Consider the following 18,266-nt stretch of genomic DNA (forward strand, 5'->3'; position numbering starts at 1 on the left):
CACAATCCTTAATATTTTTGATGTTTACAACTGTACCAAAAAAGCGCCCAGGAAAATTCGGCCATTTATTTGGAGGTGACAGTGCCTGTTTGGGGGGAAGAGGCGATCGCGTAATCTTTGATCGGCATTCTGCCTGCTAAGTACGCTATCCGGCCCGCTTCTGCTGCCATGGACATTGCTTTTGCCATTGCCGGGGAATTTTGGGCATTGGCGATCGCGGAATTAATCAACAGTGCATCGGCTCCCATTTCCATTGCTCGGGCTGCTTCGCTGGGCGTTCCGATCCCCGCATCGACAACTACAGGAACCTTCACCGTGTCAATAATTATTTGAATGTTGGCCGCATTGTTGATCCCTTGCCCTGAACCGATGGGCGAACCTAAAGGCATGACTGTCGCACAACCGACTTCTTCGAGGCGTTTTGCCAGCAGGGGATCGGCGTTGATGTAGGGCAAAACGGCAAAACCTTCTTTAACTAATTGTTCTGCAGCTTCCAAAGTGCCGATCGGATCTGGCAGCAAATATTTAGCATCGGGAATCACTTCTAATTTGACAAAATTATTGTCTTCTTGCCCTAAAAGTTTCGCCATTTCCCGGCCTAAACGAGCTACTCTAATCGCCTCATCCGCAGTTTGACAACCAGCAGTATTTGGCAGCATCCAGATTTTAGTCCAATCAAGAGCCTCTGCCAATCCTTCATGACCGGGAGCATTTGTTTGCACTCGCCGCACAGCTACGGTAACAATTTCGCACCTGCTAGCGTTGACACTTTGCTGCATTTCTGCGATGCTGCGATATTTTCCCGTCCCCGTCATCAAGCGAGAATGAAAAGTTTTGCCTGCAATAACCAGAGGTTTGTCTAAAGATGGCATTTCTGTATCTACTGGATAGCCAAAAATGCTGTACTCAAGTGCCTCTTCCCAGTTTTTTCTGCCTCCCAGCATTGCTTCAAGCTGCCAACCTTCTTTATTTGTCAGCTCATCGCGGGTAACTGCATAAAGAATTTGCCCAACAGTTATCAATTTGGCATCTCGCGGCATATTATTTTTTAATCCTCTTTGTATAATTTCTTCAAACTCATTAAAAACGTCTTCCATTTTCCCATTCCTCCCTAGTAATTTCTTGAGATTCTTCGCTATTGAATACTAATATAATGCTCTGAATCCGTTGTGTGTCGTCCCAATAAAAAGCTTTTCTGATGCCGTCGTTTACCTTCCAAAACTCGTAACTCTTTCGGTTTACGTGAAAAATAACCGTTACTGCACCTTGTTTTTTTGCTCTACTGATGCCTTCTTGCACTCGGTCTCTGATGTTTTGAGTCTGTTCTGTCAACTCCTTAAATTCGCAAATCTCACCGTCTATCTCAGCATCTGGCGTTCTCACACCCTCTGCTGCTTGCTCGCTCAACATTCTAACTCTCTTCCCTATTTTAGCCAAAACTTCAGCCACAAAGATTTCCGAATTATTAAGATTATGTTGTTGGTGAATTAGCACAAATCCGCCAGCTATCTCATCAAAATAATATCGCCGATATTCTGGTTCTGCATTTTCGTAGATGGCTCTGCTTGTTTCGATATATTCTGAATTCACCGTTATTATACTGTCAATAGACTCCGAGCGGGTAGAGTTAAAAGTATGAAATCAACTGTTGAGCAACTGGCTAAAATTGGAATATTTACCAGCTTAAACCAAACTGAATTAGAGCGATTGCAAGAACATACAGCAATTCGGACTTACCGACAGGGAGAAGTTGTGATGTATGAGGGCGATCGCATCCCCGAAAAATTATACACTCTTTTGAGCGGTTCTCTGCGGGTTGCAAAAACAGCGGCTGCGGGCAAAGAAACAATTCTCCGCACTTTATTTCAGGGAGATATTTTTGCTGCACCTGCTTTGCTAGGCAACGGCATTGCCCCCGCAACGGTGACTGCTGAAACTGATGTGGAAGTTCTTACCACAGAACGGGAAGTTTTGCTAGCAGCAATTCGGGAAAATCCCGATATTGCCTTGCGAATATTGGCGGTGTTTAATCAGCGGTTGCAGCAACTGCACGAGACTGTGCACGGTTTGGTGTCGGAAAGGGCGATCGTGCGGCTGGCCCGATTTATTCATTACTTTGCCGTCGAGCAAGGTACGAAGATTGCGGATAATAGTGTATGTTTAGAAAAACGTTTTCCCTACTATCAAATTGCTCGCAGTATTGGAATTACCTACGAAGAATGCGTGCGGTTGTTTAAGAAACTCAAGCCTTTTGTATCTTACAGTCGAGGCGGTAAAATTATTGTATTGGATTGGGAAAAATTGGAGGATATCGCCTCGGGAGAAGAAATAGACTAAATGTTAACATCCCAATTCTTGTAGGGCAGGTTTCACAAACAATATTTAACTGCTACTCACTATATAAAACCGCCCCCACAATCTGTGAATCGGGGCGGGTTGATGAGATTATTGATTTTAGGCAAGTATAAAACCCGCCCCAAAAGCAATATTTCGGGAATTAATTGACTTCAGAAAGTGTCAAAATAAACGCCAAATTTTCTTCAGCTTTCAAAGCGTGAAGAGCTTGACCCGGCATGAAGACAAATACCCCCGGTTCCAAAACAATATCCTTCCCTTCCAAAGTCAAAATACCCTTTCCTTCTATGACATTAACTGTGGCATTCCGTGCCGAAGAGTGTTCCGAAATTTCTGTTCCTGCTGCCAGACAAAATAAACTGTACTGACAATTCTTGTCTTTGACTAAAATTTTGTTCAGCACTCCGGCGGCGGGATATTCAATTGCGTCTCGGAGTTGGATTGCTGAAGATTGTAGCGGTAAAAGAGTAGTAGTCATAGTTTTTGACAATTAATTAATTTGGTCACAAGCCTTGAATTTATCAGTGGCTTCACTTTCTTTCATCGAAAAGTGAAAATCGAAAATCAATTGAATCGGTTAAGATTGTTTTTTGGCAGACATAACGATGTAGCCTAGATCCTGTTGGTAATGCTGGAAAACTCGACGCATTGCTAAGATACGATCGCGAATTTGCGATCGACTTAATATATTCCACAAAATCCGCACAGTACCCACAAACCCTTCATCTTGCAGCATTCGCGACAAATTTAGGAGGCCCATCGCCCCGGTTTGACACTTTTCTACTTGCAAACCCGCGTTTTGGTAAACAGCAATCCAGCCCGACTCAGACAAAGGCGTTGAATTAGCCCGAGTCACTTCTGATAAAGCTTTGTGAATTTCTGATTCTCGGTTTCTAGCTAAAAGTTCGTGAGAGAGAAACTTCCCGCCTGGTTTTAAACGATCGCAAATTCTCGATACAATTTTAGCTTTCCCCGACGGCGACTGCATTGTCAGGATAGCTTCAGCCAACACCCAATCAAACTGTTGGGAAATCCGATCCAAGTGAAAAATATCTCCTTCCACAATTTCCACTCGATCGCTCAAACCGGCTGCTGCAACATTAGCACGAGCGCGGGCCACACTTTCGGGATTTTTCTCAACTCCCACTACTTTTACGCCAAAACGTTCAACAAGGGCGATCGAACTATATCCAAAACTAGCAGCCAACTCCAAAACAGTCTCCCCAGGCTGAAAATCCGCCCATTCAAATAACTGTTCCGTAGCAAATTTCCCCCCCGGCCTCAACATTTTCTTACCAGCCGCCGCGAGCACTTCATGTCCGGGTGCAGTCTTAAAATTGAGAGCAGTATTGGTCATTAAATTGACCTCCTATTTAACCTTACTCTCAGTTTGCCAAATTCTGCAGAATCTTTCTATGATCTAGCTCATATTCAAATTATCGTAGGCTGACGAACCCTACAATATCAGGAATTATACCATGTCCGCCCCTCAACAATTCGGACTATTTTTGATTGCCAACACGGAATCTAATAAGAAACAAAAAATTTGATGGTTTTAGGACTTAGGCAAAATTTCCACATCAGCGGGACAATCACGGGGATTATCCCTACAAACATCCTATTAAGAAACAATTGTCTCATTCCGCTCTTGAAAACATTGCCTCAACACAGAAACAGGCAGCTCCTTCAATTGACCCGATCGCACAAATTCAGCATAAGTATCAGCCTCTATTGCCTGCAAATCCCCTTCGAGTTTGTCGATAGTCATCTGCCGCAGTTCAGGAGATCGATCGTACATTTGGTTGATTCCTGCTTGCAGCAAGTTTAATTTTTCTTGAAGCTGACTCACGAGATGATTGGAAAACTCAGGCTCGATTCTACGATCGCCCGATACTTCAGATAGATGCTTGAGAACCCGATTGAGAGCAACACGTTGGGCGATCGCCTCCAGATACTGCTGACGCAACTCCTGGTTGCTCAACAACCCCAATTTTTCCAGCAGCGCCTTGGTGGTTAAACCTTGTACTAGCAGCGTAAATAAAACTACGCCAAACACGATCCCAATAATTTTGTCCCGCTCTGGGAAAACCTCCGGCACGCTCAAAGCTAAAGCAATCGATACAGAACCTCGCAATCCTCCCCACCAAATCACAGTTCTATCGGCTAATGAAATTTCAGATTTTGCCAACCTATTGCTCAACCATCCTAAACCAAAAATAGCGATCGCTCGTGTCACAAACATCGCCGCCACAGTTATGCCAATGACTCCTAAATTCGCTCCCAAACCAGCAAAACTAATTCGATCGCCAATCAGCAGGAACATGATCGAATTTACAAAAAACGCCACAAAATCCCAAAATTGTGTTACCGCTAGTCTGGTGCTGGGTTGCATACCGATACGAGAGCCGAAATTTCCAAATATCAAGCCCATCACCACCACACCAATCACCCCAGAACCACCCAATTCCTCAACAATTATATAAGTGCCGTAGGCTGAAACTAAGGTTAACGATTGTTCCACCAAAGGTAAATCAAACCGTTGGGTGAGATAGGAGATACCAAAACCGATCGCACTCCCGACAGCAATCCCAATGCCCACAAAAGCTAAGAAACGCGCCACCAGAAATGGGATGCCAACTTCATCCGTCCCTAAAGAGAATCCCACCAAAAAACTAAAGGCAACAACAGCAATGCCATCATTAAATAAACTCTCTCCCTCCACCAGCAAAGCTAGGCGTTTTTCCACTCCCAGTTCCCGGAACAATGCAATAACTGAAACAGGATCTGTAGCAGATATACTAGCTCCTACCAACAGGGCGATTGCTAAAGAAACTCCAGCTATTTGGTTGAGAGCAAAAGCCACGCCAGCAACGGAAATAACAACACCCAAAACCGCATAAAGAGCGATCGGCACTAAATCCCGCTTGAGTTTAGACCATTCCAGATTCCAAGCAGCTTCAAACAAAAGAGGCGGCAAAAAAATCAACAGAATCAATTCGGGCGAGAGCGACACCAATCGCACATCTATAAAAGCCAAGCCCAACCCGACAATTACTAAAAGCAGCGTGTAGGGAATTTGGCGCAACCAGCCCCATATTTGGGGCAGTATCGCCACACTTAAGGAAACTAATAGCACTAAAAGAAATTTCTTGAGATTGCCCTCGATAGTCGCTTCGTTAATTAGAGTTTCTGGGGTCATATAATTAGGAAGAAAATAGTTAAGGCTTCGGTTTCGAGCGGGACTTATTCAGCGTCGATCGCCGCACTTCTTCAACTTGACTGACTTGAAAAATTAGGGTAAATTTTTGACCCATTTCTTTTTCGACAAATGCTTCTAAAAGCTGCACTTGTTTGGGTGTCAAAGCTTCGCTGCTGCGAACAATCAGACGCACTTCCGGCGGTTTCGTCAACCAGTTAGTATCAGTTGCAATCAGTTCCACCCGTTGAAAAGTGATAGTTCGGTTAAGCAAAGCCCGCTTCAGACTGGCTTCGAGTTGCGCTTGCTCGATCAATTCCGCAAAACTCACGCCCAGAGGAATTACAAGTATAGCCGTCAATGCTAGCGCCCAAAAGAGGGCTTTACGGGCGCGATGCAGGGGGGTGTAGCCGGCCATCAAAAAGGTTAGCATACAGGAGAGAGTAATTCCCAGCAAATTAGTAAGATACAGGAGGCTGGCTCCCAAACTGAGCGACCAATTAGCTTGAGATAAGCCTAAACCTATAACACAAATTGGCGGCATGAGAGCCACCGCTATTGCAGTTCCCGCCAGAGTAGCAGAAACTTTGGGCTGAACTTTCGCATAGCCACTGATTCCCCCAGCGGCGATCGCAATTCCTAAGTCTAGTAATGTAGGTTTAGAACGAGCTAGAACTTCGCTCCCAAAGTCGGGAAGTTGTACCAAAGCGCCCAAAAAACAAGCTAGAAAAATTGCTAGCCCCGTCCCGACTGCTAATGCAACTAAACCTTTGCGGAAGATGAGAACGTTACCTTCTACCGCTCCAAATGCTAACCCTCGGATTGGCAACATCAGAGGCGCAATGATCATTGCACCGATAATTACGGCCGCACTGTTGGCAAGCAGTCCAAAGGTGGCAATTATACAGGAGCCTAGAATTAAGACAAGATAGTTAATATCTAGGGTTGATTCTTCCAACAAGTCAACTCGTATTTGCTTTAAATGCTCTCGATGAATTCTGCTCCTGGTGAAATATTTAAGACGGTCTCGAATATGGTTGAGCAAAATAATCTCCTTAAATCCGGGGCTTGTATCCGTATGCAGGTGCGGTCAGTCGATTTTAGATTTTAGATTTTAGATTCTAGATTTTAGATTTTAGATTCTAGATTTTAGATTTTAGATTCTAGATTTTAAATTTACTCCACAGATGAATCTGTGCTCTTGAATAAGAGTCTAAAATTTGGGCTACTCACGACAAGAGTCGGGGGCTTGTATCCGTATGCAGGTGCGAGCAAAAGAATCAAAATCCCAGCCCGCAAGTTTTCGAGGATGTCCCGGAACTCTAAAGCAATTGCCGCGCCACTAATACCCAGCAGTTGAATCACATCCCCTGCCTTGAATGACTGGATGGCGATGAATGACGCGATCGGCAATAATTGATTTATAATCAAGATATCTACTCCACCCCAATAATACCGAATCATGCTCGCAGAAGCAAACGCGACACTTTGGCCTAGTCTAATTACTGTTTCAGCATTAATTCTCTACTTCGTTGTTACCATCAACGTCGGCAGAGCTAGATTCAAACACAAAGTTTCTCCCCCGCAGATGACAGGAAACCCAGACTTTGAGCGAGTTGTGCGAGTTCAGCAAAATACCTTAGAGCAAATGATTCTATTTTTGCCCTCGCTGTGGCTGTTCTCGCAATTTATCAGCCCAATTTGGGGCGCCGGTATCGGCGCAGTTTGGATAATTGGACGCATTTTGTTTGCTTGGGGTTACTATCAAGCTGCCGAAAAAAGAGCTGCAGGATTTGGCATTAGTACCTTAGCTACTTTAGCTTTGCTTGGGGGTTCATTAACAGGCATAATTATGTCGCTGCTGAAGGTTTGAGCGTAACTTCTGATCGACATAATTGTTTTTCTACTCGTTTCCAGGCTCTGCCTGGGAACCAGTTAAATGTAATAAATGTTAGGAGTAAATATGTCAGAAACAAACAAACCCGTATTTGAAATTAACCCGAAACTTTTTCAGCAGCTTGTCGAGTGGCAAGAAAAACTTGAACGAGAAGATGAATTAGCAAGCGAGTCAAAAAACGAGAAACCAACTGAGGTAATAACTCCTCCCGACAGTGATGAACAGCATTCTCAAACAGATAATTTCTAGCTGGTGGCTAGCAGCATCTTTGGGATTTCCGGCTGCTGTCTCGGCTCAATCGCTGACACCCAGCCAAATTCAGCAAGTCAATAGCGGTTTGTTTGGTTCTAACTCTCAAGATTTCTTTCAGCAAGGCTATCGCCAACTGGAAAGAGAAATCGCAACTTTGTTGCAAAAAAATCTCGCTTCCGAAGACCGGATTCTGGAGATTGATGAAAAATTGCTCTCTCAGCTTTGCAGCGAAGAATTTAAAATCTCCTCGTCGCATTCTGATACAATAAGTGCTGCTCAGATTTCTGATTTTCAGACCCAATTAAAAGACATTTGCAGACACCATTAAAATGAAAGTGAGGTCAATATTCAAACTTTAGTGCTAATGGATAAAGAGGCAATGGCCAAATTAAAAACAGCCATGCTGGAAGCGGAAACCGCTGCTCATTTAGCGGCCATCATTATTGATTATACTCATGAGGAAATAATGATAGTTTTTCAGGCTCTAGAAGGGGAACAACAGGATAGAATTAAGACTATTTGGAAGACGGTTAGTTAAAGTAGGCGGAAATCAGAGGTTTTAATTTTTAACCGCAGATGTAAGCCGATAGACGCGGATGAACGCAGATTGAATTTTGTTAGTGTTCGCTGTGTAGAACAATCTTAATTTATACACAGCGAACAATGACATATCTAAACTAGGGATTCGAGGCATAATTGGCGGAAATGATCGCCCCGTTGCTCGAAGTTTTGGTATTGATCGAAGCTAGCACAGGCTGGAGAAAGCAGCACTACTTTAGCGTTGTTCTGTTTGCCTAATTCTGCTGCTCGCGGGATTGCTCTTTCCATTGTTTCGACTATTTCCCAAGCGTTGTAATTTGCTTGTTCGAGCCGATCGGCAAAAATACCTGCCGCATCCCCAATTAGCAACACCCCAGCAGCTTTTGCTTTGATTGTATCAATCCATGCGCGATCGTCCCCTTCTTTGGCGTCGCCGCCCGCAATTAAAATCGCCGGTGCGCTCACTGAAGCCAACCCGACTTGGGCGGCGTCGTAATTAGTAGCTTTGCTGTCGTTGATGAAATCTATGCCTTCCCAAGTGCAGATGTGTTCGAGGCGGTGCGAAACTCCGGGGAATTTAGCGATCGCCCGCGCGATCGCACTTTTATCTATCCCCGCCAAATTAGCCGCAGCCACCGCCATTAACAAATTCTGCAGATTGTGTTCTCCCACCATCCGCAAAGAATTAGCAGGCAGAATTTTCTCGCTTTGAGCTATTACCCAACCGTTTTCGATGTACGCTCCAAAAGTGCGATCGCCCAACAGTTCTTTTTCACCTTTCACACTCGTCCAACACGCATCCGGCCAAACGTCAACTCCTTGTTGCCGCAAACAAGGATCGTCGCCGTTGATTACTTGCAATTCAGACTTTTTCAGCAAATGCGCTTTAATGTTGTAGTAATTTTCTAAAGTTTTGTGGCGGCTGAGGTGATCCGGCGTCAAAGTCGTCAAAACACCGATTCGCGGCGCTACAAACGGCGAGGATTCTATCTGATAGCTGCTAATTTCTGCGATTACCCAATCCGGCTGTTTTTCGGCTAAAGCTAATTCGCACGCAGCATAGCCAATATTGCCGCAAGCGGGAGCGTAAAGCCCTGCCTCTGCAAAAATCGCAGCAATTAAAGCAGTAGTAGTAGTTTTGCCGTTAGTGCCGGTAATTCCCACCCAAGGAGATTTGAGGTAACGCCACGCGAGAGCCATTTCTCCAATTGTTTCAATGCCTAAGTCTCTGGCGCGCACTAATGCTGGACTGTCCCAGGGAACGCCCGGACTTACTACTATTAATTCTATAGATTCGACTGGTTCAAAAGATTTACCTAACTCAACATGAATTCCTTCGTTAGCGAATTCCTGTTGCTGTTCGAGCAAGTTTGGGGAAGATGAGCGATCGCTCAGCGTTACTTCCCATCCTTCGCGTTTTAGCAGTCTTGCGGCGGCAATTCCTGATTTCCCTAGTCCAATGATATGAGCTATCGGCATAAGTTGTGTGTGTGATGGAGCGAACTTCCCTGGTTTTATAAGTTTATATCTTAACCTTGAATTGGTTGTTGACTATTGGCCATTTTGCTTATTTTTTAATAGAGCGATCGAACTCTGCTGAGACTCGCGCGGTTCCGCAAGAATTCTCATAAATTTACTATTTTTATTGGTAAGCTTTAATGTTATTTTGATCTAGAGTTTTAAGAAGTAAGTTTCTCAAGTTGGTTGGCCTACAGGTCCGCCCGTTGCCTCCTAATGCCCGCCAGGGGTTGAAAACCCCTGTCTAACAGCTAAAGTCAGTTAAAACTGAGATATTGCACCATTGTCAGCAACAGGCTGTCCGGCCTGTTCCACAAAAGATAAATTTTCTTGTGGAACAGGCCGGACAGCCTGTTCACAAAAGACTATTTGAGAATGGTGCAACATAGGAGTTAAAACTGACTGAAAAGTCTAGTATGTGTGGGTTTCAGTCCTCTTAAGAGGACTTTCGCTCTCTCGACGGGGGTTTCAACCCCCGGCGGACTGAAGCGGAGGTTTTCAATCCCAGGCGGACTCAAATATTTTAAATTCTAACTTTTTACGATCGCCCCAAAGTCAGCCAACACCCGCGCGTGATTCCGCAGCAAACCCAGTAAATTCAACCGATTTTGCTTAATTTCGGGGTCAGAATCCATCACCAAAACGCTTTCTGGCCCGTCGAAAAAGTTGCTGACAGTTGGAGCAATCTCAGTCAAACTATCTACCAACTGCTGGTAATTGCGAGTTTGCTTGGATAACTGCGTTTGCGGCACTAACTGCACTACTGCATCGTAAAAAGCTTGTTCAGACGACTTTTGAAATAACTCCGGTTTCACCGCCGTTTTCGGTTCCAATTGTATTTTATCCAAATCACCTTGAGCCGCCAAACGAGTTGAACGGTTGACTGTTTCGTAAATTAGATCTAAAGTCTGGTTATTGCGGATTTCTTGCAGAAAAAGCGCTCTTTCCCGTGCGTCTAACAAATCTCTCAATGCTCGTTCAGTATATTCTGGGTCGTTTTCTCCCAAAACTGCATTTACCAAATCATAATCTACATTCTTTTCTTCTTGCAACAAAGTTCTAATTCTTTGTAAGAAAAACTCGTATAACTGCGATAGCAACTCTCCAGGTGTTTCCGGGCGCGCTGCGGTAAATTCGGCAACAACTTCTGCGAGCAACTGGTGCAAGTTGATTGGCAACTGAGCCGCCCAAATAATGTTAATTATTGCATTAGCGGCGCGGCGCAAAGCGAAGGGGTCGGATGAACCAGTCGGCAACATTCCCAAGCCGAAGATACTGACTAAAGTATCTAATTTGTCCGCTATTCCGACAACTTGACCTGTGAGAGTTTGCGGCAAATTGTCGCCCGCACCTTTGGGCAAATAATGTTCAAAAATCGCTGTGGCTACTGCTTCCGATTCGCCACTGGCTAAGGCGTATTTCTGCCCCATGATTCCTTGCATTTCGGGAAGTTCGTAAACCATTTGGGTTACGAGGTCGGCTTTACAAAGCAATGCTGCTCTTGCTATGTAAGCTTGTTCTTCGCCTGTGATTTGCAGTTGATTGGTGATGAGGCTGGCAATCTTGCACAGACGATCGACCTTTGCGCGCACTGTCCCCAAATCTTCCTGGAAAGTAACTTTTTCCAACTTGGGCAAATAATCCTCTAGAGGCTTTACCAAGTCTGCTTTGTAGAAAAACTGACCGTCTGCCAATCTTGCGCGCACTACTCGCTCGTTACCGGCGGCAATAATCCCGGCTTTAGCGGGGTCGCCGTTGGAAATTGTAATGAAATAGGGCAGAAGTTCGGGATAATCTGGGCTTTTGAGGATGGGAAAATACCGCTGGTTTGTAACAATAATTGTGGTGATTACTTCCGGCGGCAATATCAAAAATTCCTCGTCAAATTTGCCAACAACTGCGTTCGGCCATTCTACTAAGTCGGTGACTTCTTCTAACAAATCTTCGGTAATGTCGGCGTAACCGCCTTGTTTTGTCGCTGCGGCTTCTACTTGTGCTTTAATTTGATTTTTGCGCTGGGTTCGATCGACCTCCACGCAAGCAGCCCGCAGACACTCGACATAATCCTCCGCTTGCGGAATCGAGACAGGCTGCGGATGTAACACCCGGTGTCCTTGGGAAATTCGATCGCTCTTGACCGTATCCGAACCGCTCACCAATGTAATTGGCAGTACAGTATCATCTAACAGCGCCACCATCGATCGAATCGGGCGCGGAAACTTCAAATCTCCGTCGGCCCACCGCATGAATCTTTTGCCTTCTAACTTATTAATCCACTGCGGCACAAGTTCTGTCAAAATATCCGCACTCATCCGCCCCGGAATCTTTTTGAGCACAAACACAAAATCGCCTTTATCGGTAGCGCGAACTTCCAAAGCATCAATTTCTACGCCCTGCTTTTTCGCAAAACCTTCGGCTGCTTTCGTCGGTTTGCCATCTTTAAAAGCCGAACTCGCAGGTGGCCCTTTTACCTCTTCTTCTCTATCTAATTGCTGAACTGGCAGCCCTTTCACGAGAACGGCCAAACGCCTCGGAGTAGCGTATACATTAATAGAGTCATTTGTCAAGGATTCTTCTGCCAGCGTTGCAGGTACAAGTCGCTGCCACTGCTGGACGCTGCTTACGACAAAAGAGGCAGGCAATTCTTCTGTACCGAGTTCTAATAAAAAGTTAGGCATATCGCACCGTAATGGAATTTTGTTTAAGGTAATTTATCCGATCGCGCGTTGGCGAAGCCCTCGAAGAGGATCGTACTATCTGAAAAATACTCAAAAATCCAGGATACCACGTAAAATCGGGGGTGAAAGACAATATTCTCGACAGCCCATGACCTTGGCGGAAAGACTAGGACAAGATTGGAAGTCTCGACTCGAACAAGATTGCCCGCAGGAGAGTTCTAGCACTCGCGAGAGTGTTGTCCGCTGGCTGTTGGGAGACAATCCCGAAAGATTTGACACTCTTAGCCCAACTCAATTGTCTGTTGCCTCTGGGGCGATCGACTTTTTATATCGAATTTTGATTTCTCGGTATCTGGGAGTACCGCCAGAAAAAGCTTACCGCAACTTGATCGGGCGGCTCGGCGGCTTGGTTGTGCTCCGGCAAAAAATCCAAGCGTGGGTTTCGCTGAGTCGCGACAGACAGCGGAGTGCGGTGGAGGTACTGCAAGAAGTGATTCAGGAAATGCTCAATTCCGATCGCTACCTGCAGCAGCAAGTCGCCTGGATTGCCGAATGCACCTCAGACAGACGGCTGCGAAATGCTTTGCTGCTAGCGAGCACAGAAGAATACTGCTTGCGGCCGATCCGCAACCAGCCGCTGCTGGTGTACCGTTTTGTCAACTACCTGCGGCGTGCCCAGCGGGGCGGGTTGACGCAGGTGCCTGCGGGAGACTGGGTGCGGCTGGTGTCGGAACAGGTTCTACCCGAAGATACAGACGAACCGCTCAGCCTGCTAGATGAACAGGCAATGTCCGAGTATCGAGAAAATCAAGCTTGGGAAGAGCAGCAAACTCAGCGGCAGATTGTCCAACAAGAATTTGAGAATTATTTAGCCGCTGAAGTCGATCCGCTGGCTTCCCGGTGGCTGCAGCTTTACCTCCAAGGTCGTTCCCAAGAGGCAATTGCCGAGGAGTTGAAGGTTCCGATCAAGCAAATTTACCGCTTGCGAGAAAAAGTCAGTTACCACGCGATTCGGGTTTTTGCGGTCAAACAAGCACCGGAATTAGTCGCCAACTGGTTGGAAACTTCGCTCAAAGAACACAGTTTGGGCTTGACTCCGGCTCAGTGGCAGCAATATTTACAAAACCTCACGCCGGTGCAGCGGCAGTTGGTAGAATCGTTGAAAGCAGGGAAAAGTGTAGAGACGATCGCATCTGAATTAAAGCTGAAAACCAATCAAGTCATCGGCGAGTGGAGCAAACTCTATTTAGCAGCTCAATCGCTCCGCAACGAGTAGATTGGTAATGGGTGGCGGGCAATTGCTAATTGTTAATTGGCAGTAGCATTTTTCAGAATCCGCGCTACAAATCAATTCCCGAACAGCCACAGACTGCGGCGAGTTTCCCCGTGGAAAACCGCGCGATGCCCCTTGTATCAATTCAGGTTAGAGCGATCGGGATTTTGTAGCCCTGCCGTGACGATCGCGCTCCGAGACGATCGCAGCCCACTCTCTGGGGTAAGATACTAGCAGCACGATCGACTTTTGAGGATTTTTTAACCAATCCTAAATTCAGCGGTGGCCCGTAAATCATCGGTTGTGGTGCATCTCTAATACTTGTGCATTAAAGACATAATTCTATTGTTGCCAGCCACGGGCATCAATCTCGGGCGATCGATGATAGTGGGTCTAGAGTGCGCTAGCCATCATCTAGTTCTCAATCTTTTGGTAGAATTTGAGGCTGCAATCCATAAGAGAGAAAATTCTGGGACTAAAGATTTTTCTTTAATAAAAGCTTCCGGTTGTTAGGCCAATTCCTCCGTCAGGGAAGTTGCAGCGTTTAATTTTATCGCATCAGGTTGGTGCGTCGCGCTCGATCGCGCTTCCAACTACAAAGCAGCTAATGGTACATACATCTTCAACACACTCGGCAGCTACAATGGACTCTGATCGAATATTTCACCTAATCGATACAGTTGTCCCCTTTGAAGCTTGCCTTTATTATCAAGTTTTGCCTTTATCTCTAGAAGGTAATCGGTTTAAATTGGGCGTAGTCGATGCTCAAGATGACTCCGCCTTGGACTACGTGCAGCGGATTTTAGCTTACATGAATTGCTCAGTCACAACAGAGCTAATTGCCTCGGAAACTCAGCGCTCGATGCTCTCAGCTTACTTGCTGCACGGGAGCCAGGTCCGAGAACCCAGCCAGGCAGCAACCGCCGCAGCCCCAACACCCAAAAATCCCCCATCAGCAACTTCAGGCCCCAATGCAGCAACGTTGCTGTCTGTGCCAGAACCCTCGATGCCCCCTCCTGAGCCGTTTAAACCTGCTGCCGCTGAGGTTCCCCCGACACCGACGCAGCTATCGGTTTTGAATGTCGAGGCCTTGCACTTGTCAAGCCAAGTGGAAGTTTTGGCAACTTTGCCCGCGCCCCAACTGCTGCAAGAATTGCTCGGTAGAGTGCTGCGAGAGGGAATCGGTCGCCTGTTTTTTGAGCGCCACCAGTCCCAAGGCCGCATTCTTTGGAGTCAAGATGGCGTTTTGAAATCGATGCTCGAAGGTATCGATATCGTCCTTTTCCAAGAGGTCATCGACGAGTTGAAGCGGCTGACAGATATGCCTGTATGCCCGGTGGAACAGCCCAAACAAGTCGAAGTTGAGCGCATATATCAAAACACTCATTTGCTGTTGCGCTTGCGGGTAATGACGGTGGGTGGCAAGGAAGAAGCCACCCTGCAAGTTTTGCGGGGGGCAGCTTTGAGGTTTTACCAGCAGCAGCAGTTGTCTACTTTGAGTCGGGACGCACTGCGGCTGGCCGAAGAATTGCAGCGGAAAGTGAATCAAATTCGCGATCGAACTCGGCTTTCTCCTGTGCCTTTAGAGGGGTTGCCCGCTTTGGAACAGGTGATTAGAAATGTTGACGACCAAATTGAAGCTTTACTGCACGAACACAATCCCGATCAGTCCTAATCAGCAATAGATGACTGTTTTGAATTTTTTTTAACTCACATCAAGTCCGGTCAAATAATAATAATAATTATGTTTGTAGTGAGGACTAAAGTCCAAGCGAGTTTTATGATAACTCAAGTCTTCACTACAAACCAATTTGATTGCAGTTTTGCGAGGTGACAGAATATTATACCAGTTCCAAAAAAGAGTGCAATTGTATGCCCGTGTTCTCAACCCTGGTAGTCATCAGTCATTCCCAATCTAAAATCTAAAATTTAAAATCTAAAATGGTATTAGCCGTGCTCGAAAACATCCTTGTACTGCAATAAATCCAAACTCACAAAAACGGGCAAACACTGAAAACATTGCTGTGCAATTTCCCAGCGTTCTTCTCGCTGTAACATAGCAGTCAACTTTTGTTTAGCGCTCAGCAAATAGCGGACATCGTTAGCAGCGTAGCTGAGTTGGTCGTCTGAAAGATGCTCAGAATTTCCCCAGTCAGAACTTTGAGAAGTTTTGTTGAGTTCTACGTTTTCCAATTCTTGGATTAAATCTTTAAGTCCGTGTTTGTTGGTGTAAGTTCTCGCAAGTTTGCTGGCTATTTTTGTGCAGAAAACAGGTGCAATGTCAATACTTAAATTGTAACGCATTGTTGCCAGATCGAAGCGCGCAAAGTGAAATACCTTCTCAATATTTTCAGATTCCATTAGCTTTTTTAAATTCGGGGCTGCTGTCTGGCCTTTGGCAATCCGCACCACTGCAACTTTACCTTGCGGATCGCACAACTGAACCAAACACAAGCGATCGCGCCAAGGTAGCAAACCCATTGTTTCCGTATCAACGGCGATCGCCGGCGCAGTCAAATAATAAGATAAGAGAGAATCGGGAATATCACCATCGCACACTTGAAAATCTGCAAATTCCATTATTAGTAATTTTTGACTGTTGACTGTTGACTGTTGACTGTTGACTGTTGACTGCCCTCTTCTCTCTTCCCTCTTCCTTCTTCCTTCTTCCTTCTTCCTTCTTCCTTCAAATTATCGACTGCGAACAAAAAGCTGAGTAAAATAATACTCGCCTTTGGGATTTTTGGCAACCCCAATACCGGTCACATTAAACTGACCCTCCATATTTTTGCGGTGGCCGTCACTTTTAATCCAACCCTCAACAGCATTGCGTACCGGGTCGCTGTAGCCGAAATTGTAAGCAAGATTTTCAGCTACACTTTTATAAGGAATCGTAATTGCTTTCGCCCGCCCTTCAAATCCATCGTGGCTAAAACTTACTTTACCCTTAGCCATATCTTCGCTGTGAATTCTTGCTATCTGACTGATTCGCGGATCGATACTCAGCGGCGGCAACTTTTTAGATGCTCGGTATTGATTGATCTGTTGGTTAACCGCTTTTTCTAAGTCAGTAATAGCACTCGAAGCAACATTAGTATTCATGGAAGTTTGTGGCAGCGATCGCGTAGGAATGGAGGTGTCACACTTTGGCAGGATTGTCAACAATCCCAAGCAAATCGAAATCAAACCTTTGGACATGAAATCAAACGAGAAATAAAGTTAATTGTTACCAATTCCTACAGAGCGATCGCCCCACATTCCGCTAACCTAGATATTCAGAACCTTCGCCACAGTGTTCACGTCTTTGTCGCCGCGTCCCGAACAGTTAAGCACAATGCGCGGATTGCCTGTTAGCTGCGGGCACAGAGTCTCTAAATAGGCGATCGCATGAGCAGTTTCCAAAGCCGGAATAATCCCCTCCAACTGCGAAAGCCGCTGAAATGCTCCCAGCGCTTCTGCATCAGTTACGCTATAATATTCAGCTCGGCCCGCATCCTTCAAATAACTGTGTTCCGGCCCCACGCCCGGATAATCCAAACCCGCACTAATCGAATGCGGCTCAATCACTTGACCTTCATTATCTTGCAGCAAATAACTCATCGCCCCGTGCAGAACTCCCACACTTCCCTTAGTCAAAGTAGCAGCGTGTTTTTCCGTCTCCACACCTTCGCCTGCCGCTTCAATACCAATCAATCTGACAGTTTCTTCCCCGACAAACTCGTGGAAAAGACCCATTGCATTAGAACCGCCGCCCACGCAAGCTAATAAAATATCCGGCAAACCACCCCACTTTTCTTGACACTGAGCGCGGGTTTCTTGACCGATTATCGCATGGAAATCGCGCACCATCATCGGGTAAGGATGAGGGCCCGCCACGGAACCGAGAATGTAATGAGTTGTCTCCACGTTTGTCACCCAGTCGCGAATCGCTTCTGAAGTCGCATCTTTCAGCGTTCCCGTACCCGCCGCCACCGGCCGCACTTCGGCACCCATCAGCCGCATTCTAAACACATTTAAAGCCTGTCTTTCCATGTCGTGAACGCCCATGTAGACAACGCATTCTATACCGAAACGAGCGCAAACTGTGGCGGTAGCAACGCCGTGTTGACCGGCACCAGTTTCAGCAATTACCCGCTTTTTGCCCATGCGTTTTGCCAGCAATGCTTGAGCTAAAGCGTTGTTAATTTTGTGAGCTCCGGTGTGGTTTAAATCTTCGCGTTTGAGGTAAATTTGCGGGCCAGTTCCGTCTGCTTTAGCGTAGTGTTCGGTGAGGCGTTCGGCGAAATACAAAGGGCTGGGGCGGCCGACATAATCTTTGAGCAATTGTTGGAGTTGCTGTTGAAATTCTGGTTCGCTGCTGTATTTGTGGAAAGCGGCTTCTAGTTCAAATAAAGCCGGCATCAGGGTTTCGGGGACGTATTTGCCGCCGAATTTGCCGAATCTGCCGAGGGAGTCGGGGCGTTGGGCGCTGGTTTCGGTGGTGAGATGCAGGGGGGTGACTGTCACGAACTTTGTGGGGATAATGGGACAGATTTTATTATATCTAGTCTATGGGGC

General features: G+C 46.0%; 21 protein-coding genes. 7 read left to right on the forward strand and 14 right to left on the reverse strand.

Annotated elements, in window-relative coordinates:
* Window positions 1–65: 65 nt before the first annotated feature.
* Entirely contained in the window at window positions 66–872 is an 807-nt protein-coding gene (locus NDI35_RS11335; protein ID WP_445312882.1) for a thiazole synthase, read from the reverse strand.
* Window positions 873–1,080: 208 nt separating this feature from the next.
* Window positions 1,081–1,590: a CdiA C-terminal domain-containing protein gene (locus NDI35_RS11340; protein WP_445312823.1), complete on the reverse strand. Its 510-nt coding sequence runs from the start codon at window positions 1,588–1,590 to the stop codon at window positions 1,081–1,083.
* A 45-nt stretch (window positions 1,591–1,635) separates the two neighbouring features.
* Between NDI35_RS11340 and NDI35_RS11345 the strand changes: the two genes are divergently transcribed.
* Window positions 1,636–2,337: a Crp/Fnr family transcriptional regulator gene (locus NDI35_RS11345; RefSeq protein WP_445312824.1), complete on the forward strand. Its 702-nt coding sequence runs from the start codon at window positions 1,636–1,638 to the stop codon at window positions 2,335–2,337.
* Between the two features lie 160 nt (window positions 2,338–2,497).
* On the opposite strand, the gene NDI35_RS11350 is transcribed toward NDI35_RS11345, so the two are convergent.
* The 5 genes from NDI35_RS11350 to NDI35_RS11370 form a co-directional block, all read right to left on the reverse strand.
* Window positions 2,498–2,833, reverse strand: a complete 336-nt coding sequence (locus tag NDI35_RS11350; protein WP_333036370.1) for a cupin domain-containing protein — start codon at window positions 2,831–2,833, stop codon at window positions 2,498–2,500.
* A gap of 99 nt (window positions 2,834–2,932) precedes the next feature.
* On the reverse strand, window positions 2,933–3,712 hold the full coding sequence (locus NDI35_RS11355) for an SAM-dependent methyltransferase (RefSeq protein ID WP_445312825.1): 780 nt from the start codon (window positions 3,710–3,712) through the stop codon (window positions 2,933–2,935).
* Between the two features lie 264 nt (window positions 3,713–3,976).
* On the reverse strand, window positions 3,977–5,554 hold the full coding sequence (locus NDI35_RS11360) for a cation:proton antiporter (RefSeq protein WP_445312826.1): 1,578 nt from the start codon (window positions 5,552–5,554) through the stop codon (window positions 3,977–3,979).
* A 19-nt stretch (window positions 5,555–5,573) separates the two neighbouring features.
* Window positions 5,574–6,509, reverse strand: coding sequence for a DUF389 domain-containing protein (locus tag NDI35_RS11365; RefSeq protein ID WP_445312827.1), 936 nt, complete (start codon window positions 6,507–6,509; stop codon window positions 5,574–5,576).
* 218 nt (window positions 6,510–6,727) lie between these two features.
* Complete coding sequence (locus NDI35_RS11370; protein ID WP_445312828.1) at window positions 6,728–6,982, reverse strand: hypothetical protein; 255 nt, start codon at window positions 6,980–6,982, stop codon at window positions 6,728–6,730.
* Window positions 6,983–7,013: 31 nt separating this feature from the next.
* Between NDI35_RS11370 and NDI35_RS11375 the strand changes: the two genes are divergently transcribed.
* The 4 genes from NDI35_RS11375 to NDI35_RS11390 all read left to right on the forward strand — a co-directional run bounded on the left by NDI35_RS11375 (window position 7,014) and on the right by NDI35_RS11390 (window position 8,238).
* Window positions 7,014–7,424, forward strand: coding sequence for an MAPEG family protein (locus tag NDI35_RS11375; protein WP_445312829.1), 411 nt, complete (start codon window positions 7,014–7,016; stop codon window positions 7,422–7,424).
* 90 nt (window positions 7,425–7,514) lie between these two features.
* Entirely contained in the window at window positions 7,515–7,697 is a 183-nt protein-coding gene (locus NDI35_RS11380) for a hypothetical protein (RefSeq protein WP_445312830.1), read from the forward strand.
* Window positions 7,666–8,028: a hypothetical protein gene (locus NDI35_RS11385; RefSeq protein ID WP_445312831.1), complete on the forward strand. Its 363-nt coding sequence runs from the start codon at window positions 7,666–7,668 to the stop codon at window positions 8,026–8,028. Before NDI35_RS11380 ends, NDI35_RS11385 begins: the two co-directional genes overlap by 32 nt.
* Window positions 8,029–8,064: 36 nt before the next feature.
* Entirely contained in the window at window positions 8,065–8,238 is a 174-nt protein-coding gene (locus NDI35_RS11390) for a hypothetical protein (protein WP_445312832.1), read from the forward strand.
* Window positions 8,239–8,372: 134 nt separating this feature from the next.
* On the opposite strand, the gene murD is transcribed toward NDI35_RS11390, so the two are convergent.
* On the reverse strand, window positions 8,373–9,719 hold the full coding sequence (murD, locus tag NDI35_RS11395; protein WP_445312833.1) for a UDP-N-acetylmuramoyl-L-alanine--D-glutamate ligase: 1,347 nt from the start codon (window positions 9,717–9,719) through the stop codon (window positions 8,373–8,375).
* A gap of 569 nt (window positions 9,720–10,288) precedes the next feature.
* Complete coding sequence (gene glyS / locus NDI35_RS11400; protein WP_445312834.1) at window positions 10,289–12,436, reverse strand: glycine--tRNA ligase subunit beta; 2,148 nt, start codon at window positions 12,434–12,436, stop codon at window positions 10,289–10,291.
* Window positions 12,437–12,584: 148 nt separating this feature from the next.
* Between glyS and NDI35_RS11405 the strand changes: the two genes are divergently transcribed.
* Window positions 12,585–13,712, forward strand: coding sequence for a HetZ-related protein 2 (locus tag NDI35_RS11405; RefSeq protein WP_445312835.1), 1,128 nt, complete (start codon window positions 12,585–12,587; stop codon window positions 13,710–13,712).
* A gap of 142 nt (window positions 13,713–13,854) precedes the next feature.
* Here the strand turns inward: NDI35_RS11405 and NDI35_RS11410 are convergent, their stop codons facing one another.
* Window positions 13,855–14,007, reverse strand: coding sequence for a hypothetical protein (locus NDI35_RS11410; protein ID WP_445312836.1), 153 nt, complete (start codon window positions 14,005–14,007; stop codon window positions 13,855–13,857).
* A gap of 345 nt (window positions 14,008–14,352) precedes the next feature.
* Here NDI35_RS11410 and NDI35_RS11415 point away from each other — a divergent pair, with 345 nt between their 5' ends.
* Complete coding sequence (locus tag NDI35_RS11415; protein WP_445312837.1) at window positions 14,353–15,384, forward strand: GspE/PulE/PilB domain-containing protein; 1,032 nt, start codon at window positions 14,353–14,355, stop codon at window positions 15,382–15,384.
* Window positions 15,385–15,656: 272 nt separating this feature from the next.
* Here the strand turns inward: NDI35_RS11415 and NDI35_RS11420 are convergent, their stop codons facing one another.
* The 4 genes from NDI35_RS11420 to trpB form a co-directional block, all read right to left on the reverse strand.
* Window positions 15,657–16,289 carry a ribonuclease D gene (locus NDI35_RS11420; protein WP_445312838.1) on the reverse strand — a complete coding sequence of 211 codons (633 nt, stop codon included), beginning with the start codon at window positions 16,287–16,289 and terminating at the stop codon, window positions 15,657–15,659.
* 2 nt (window positions 16,290–16,291) lie between these two features.
* Window positions 16,292–16,417 carry a hypothetical protein gene (locus NDI35_RS11425; RefSeq protein WP_445312839.1) on the reverse strand — a complete coding sequence of 42 codons (126 nt, stop codon included), beginning with the start codon at window positions 16,415–16,417 and terminating at the stop codon, window positions 16,292–16,294.
* On the reverse strand, window positions 16,401–16,907 hold the full coding sequence (locus NDI35_RS11430; RefSeq protein ID WP_445312840.1) for a CAP domain-containing protein: 507 nt from the start codon (window positions 16,905–16,907) through the stop codon (window positions 16,401–16,403). The genes NDI35_RS11425 and NDI35_RS11430 overlap by 17 nt, the downstream gene beginning before the upstream one ends.
* A 69-nt stretch (window positions 16,908–16,976) precedes the next feature.
* Window positions 16,977–18,215, reverse strand: a complete 1,239-nt coding sequence (gene trpB, locus NDI35_RS11435) for a tryptophan synthase subunit beta (RefSeq protein ID WP_445312841.1) — start codon at window positions 18,213–18,215, stop codon at window positions 16,977–16,979.
* Window positions 18,216–18,266: the final 51 nt, after the last annotated feature.

Origin of the sequence: Microcoleus vaginatus FACHB-2002 (assembly GCF_040004035.1) — a bacterium.
Taxonomy (GTDB): Bacteria; Cyanobacteriota; Cyanobacteriia; order Cyanobacteriales; family Microcoleaceae; genus Microcoleus; species Microcoleus vaginatus_C.

Excerpts from the sequence above, each read along its gene's own strand:
- NDI35_RS11420 (WP_445312838.1), bottom strand. The coding sequence starts at position 16,289 with ATGGAATTTGCAGATTTTCAAGTGTGCGATGGTGATATTCCCGATTCT.
- NDI35_RS11360 (WP_445312826.1), bottom strand. The coding sequence starts at position 5,554 with ATGACCCCAGAAACTCTAATTAACGAAGCGACTATCGAGGGCAATCTC.
- NDI35_RS11355 (WP_445312825.1), bottom strand. The coding sequence starts at position 3,712 with ATGACCAATACTGCTCTCAATTTTAAGACTGCACCCGGACATGAAGTG.
- NDI35_RS11390 (WP_445312832.1), top strand. The coding sequence starts at position 8,065 with ATGGATAAAGAGGCAATGGCCAAATTAAAAACAGCCATGCTGGAAGCG.
- NDI35_RS11385 (WP_445312831.1), top strand. The coding sequence starts at position 7,666 with ATGAACAGCATTCTCAAACAGATAATTTCTAGCTGGTGGCTAGCAGCA.
- NDI35_RS11410 (WP_445312836.1), bottom strand. The coding sequence starts at position 14,007 with ATGATTTACGGGCCACCGCTGAATTTAGGATTGGTTAAAAAATCCTCA.
- NDI35_RS11375 (WP_445312829.1), top strand. The coding sequence starts at position 7,014 with ATGCTCGCAGAAGCAAACGCGACACTTTGGCCTAGTCTAATTACTGTT.
- NDI35_RS11345 (WP_445312824.1), top strand. The coding sequence starts at position 1,636 with ATGAAATCAACTGTTGAGCAACTGGCTAAAATTGGAATATTTACCAGC.
- NDI35_RS11405 (WP_445312835.1), top strand. The coding sequence starts at position 12,585 with ATGACCTTGGCGGAAAGACTAGGACAAGATTGGAAGTCTCGACTCGAA.
- NDI35_RS11415 (WP_445312837.1), top strand. The coding sequence starts at position 14,353 with ATGGACTCTGATCGAATATTTCACCTAATCGATACAGTTGTCCCCTTT.
- murD (WP_445312833.1), bottom strand. The coding sequence starts at position 9,719 with ATGCCGATAGCTCATATCATTGGACTAGGGAAATCAGGAATTGCCGCC.
- NDI35_RS11430 (WP_445312840.1), bottom strand. The coding sequence starts at position 16,907 with ATGTCCAAAGGTTTGATTTCGATTTGCTTGGGATTGTTGACAATCCTG.
- NDI35_RS11335 (WP_445312882.1), bottom strand. The coding sequence starts at position 872 with ATGCCATCTTTAGACAAACCTCTGGTTATTGCAGGCAAAACTTTTCAT.
- NDI35_RS11350 (WP_333036370.1), bottom strand. The coding sequence starts at position 2,833 with ATGACTACTACTCTTTTACCGCTACAATCTTCAGCAATCCAACTCCGA.
- glyS (WP_445312834.1), bottom strand. The coding sequence starts at position 12,436 with ATGCCTAACTTTTTATTAGAACTCGGTACAGAAGAATTGCCTGCCTCT.
- NDI35_RS11380 (WP_445312830.1), top strand. The coding sequence starts at position 7,515 with ATGTCAGAAACAAACAAACCCGTATTTGAAATTAACCCGAAACTTTTT.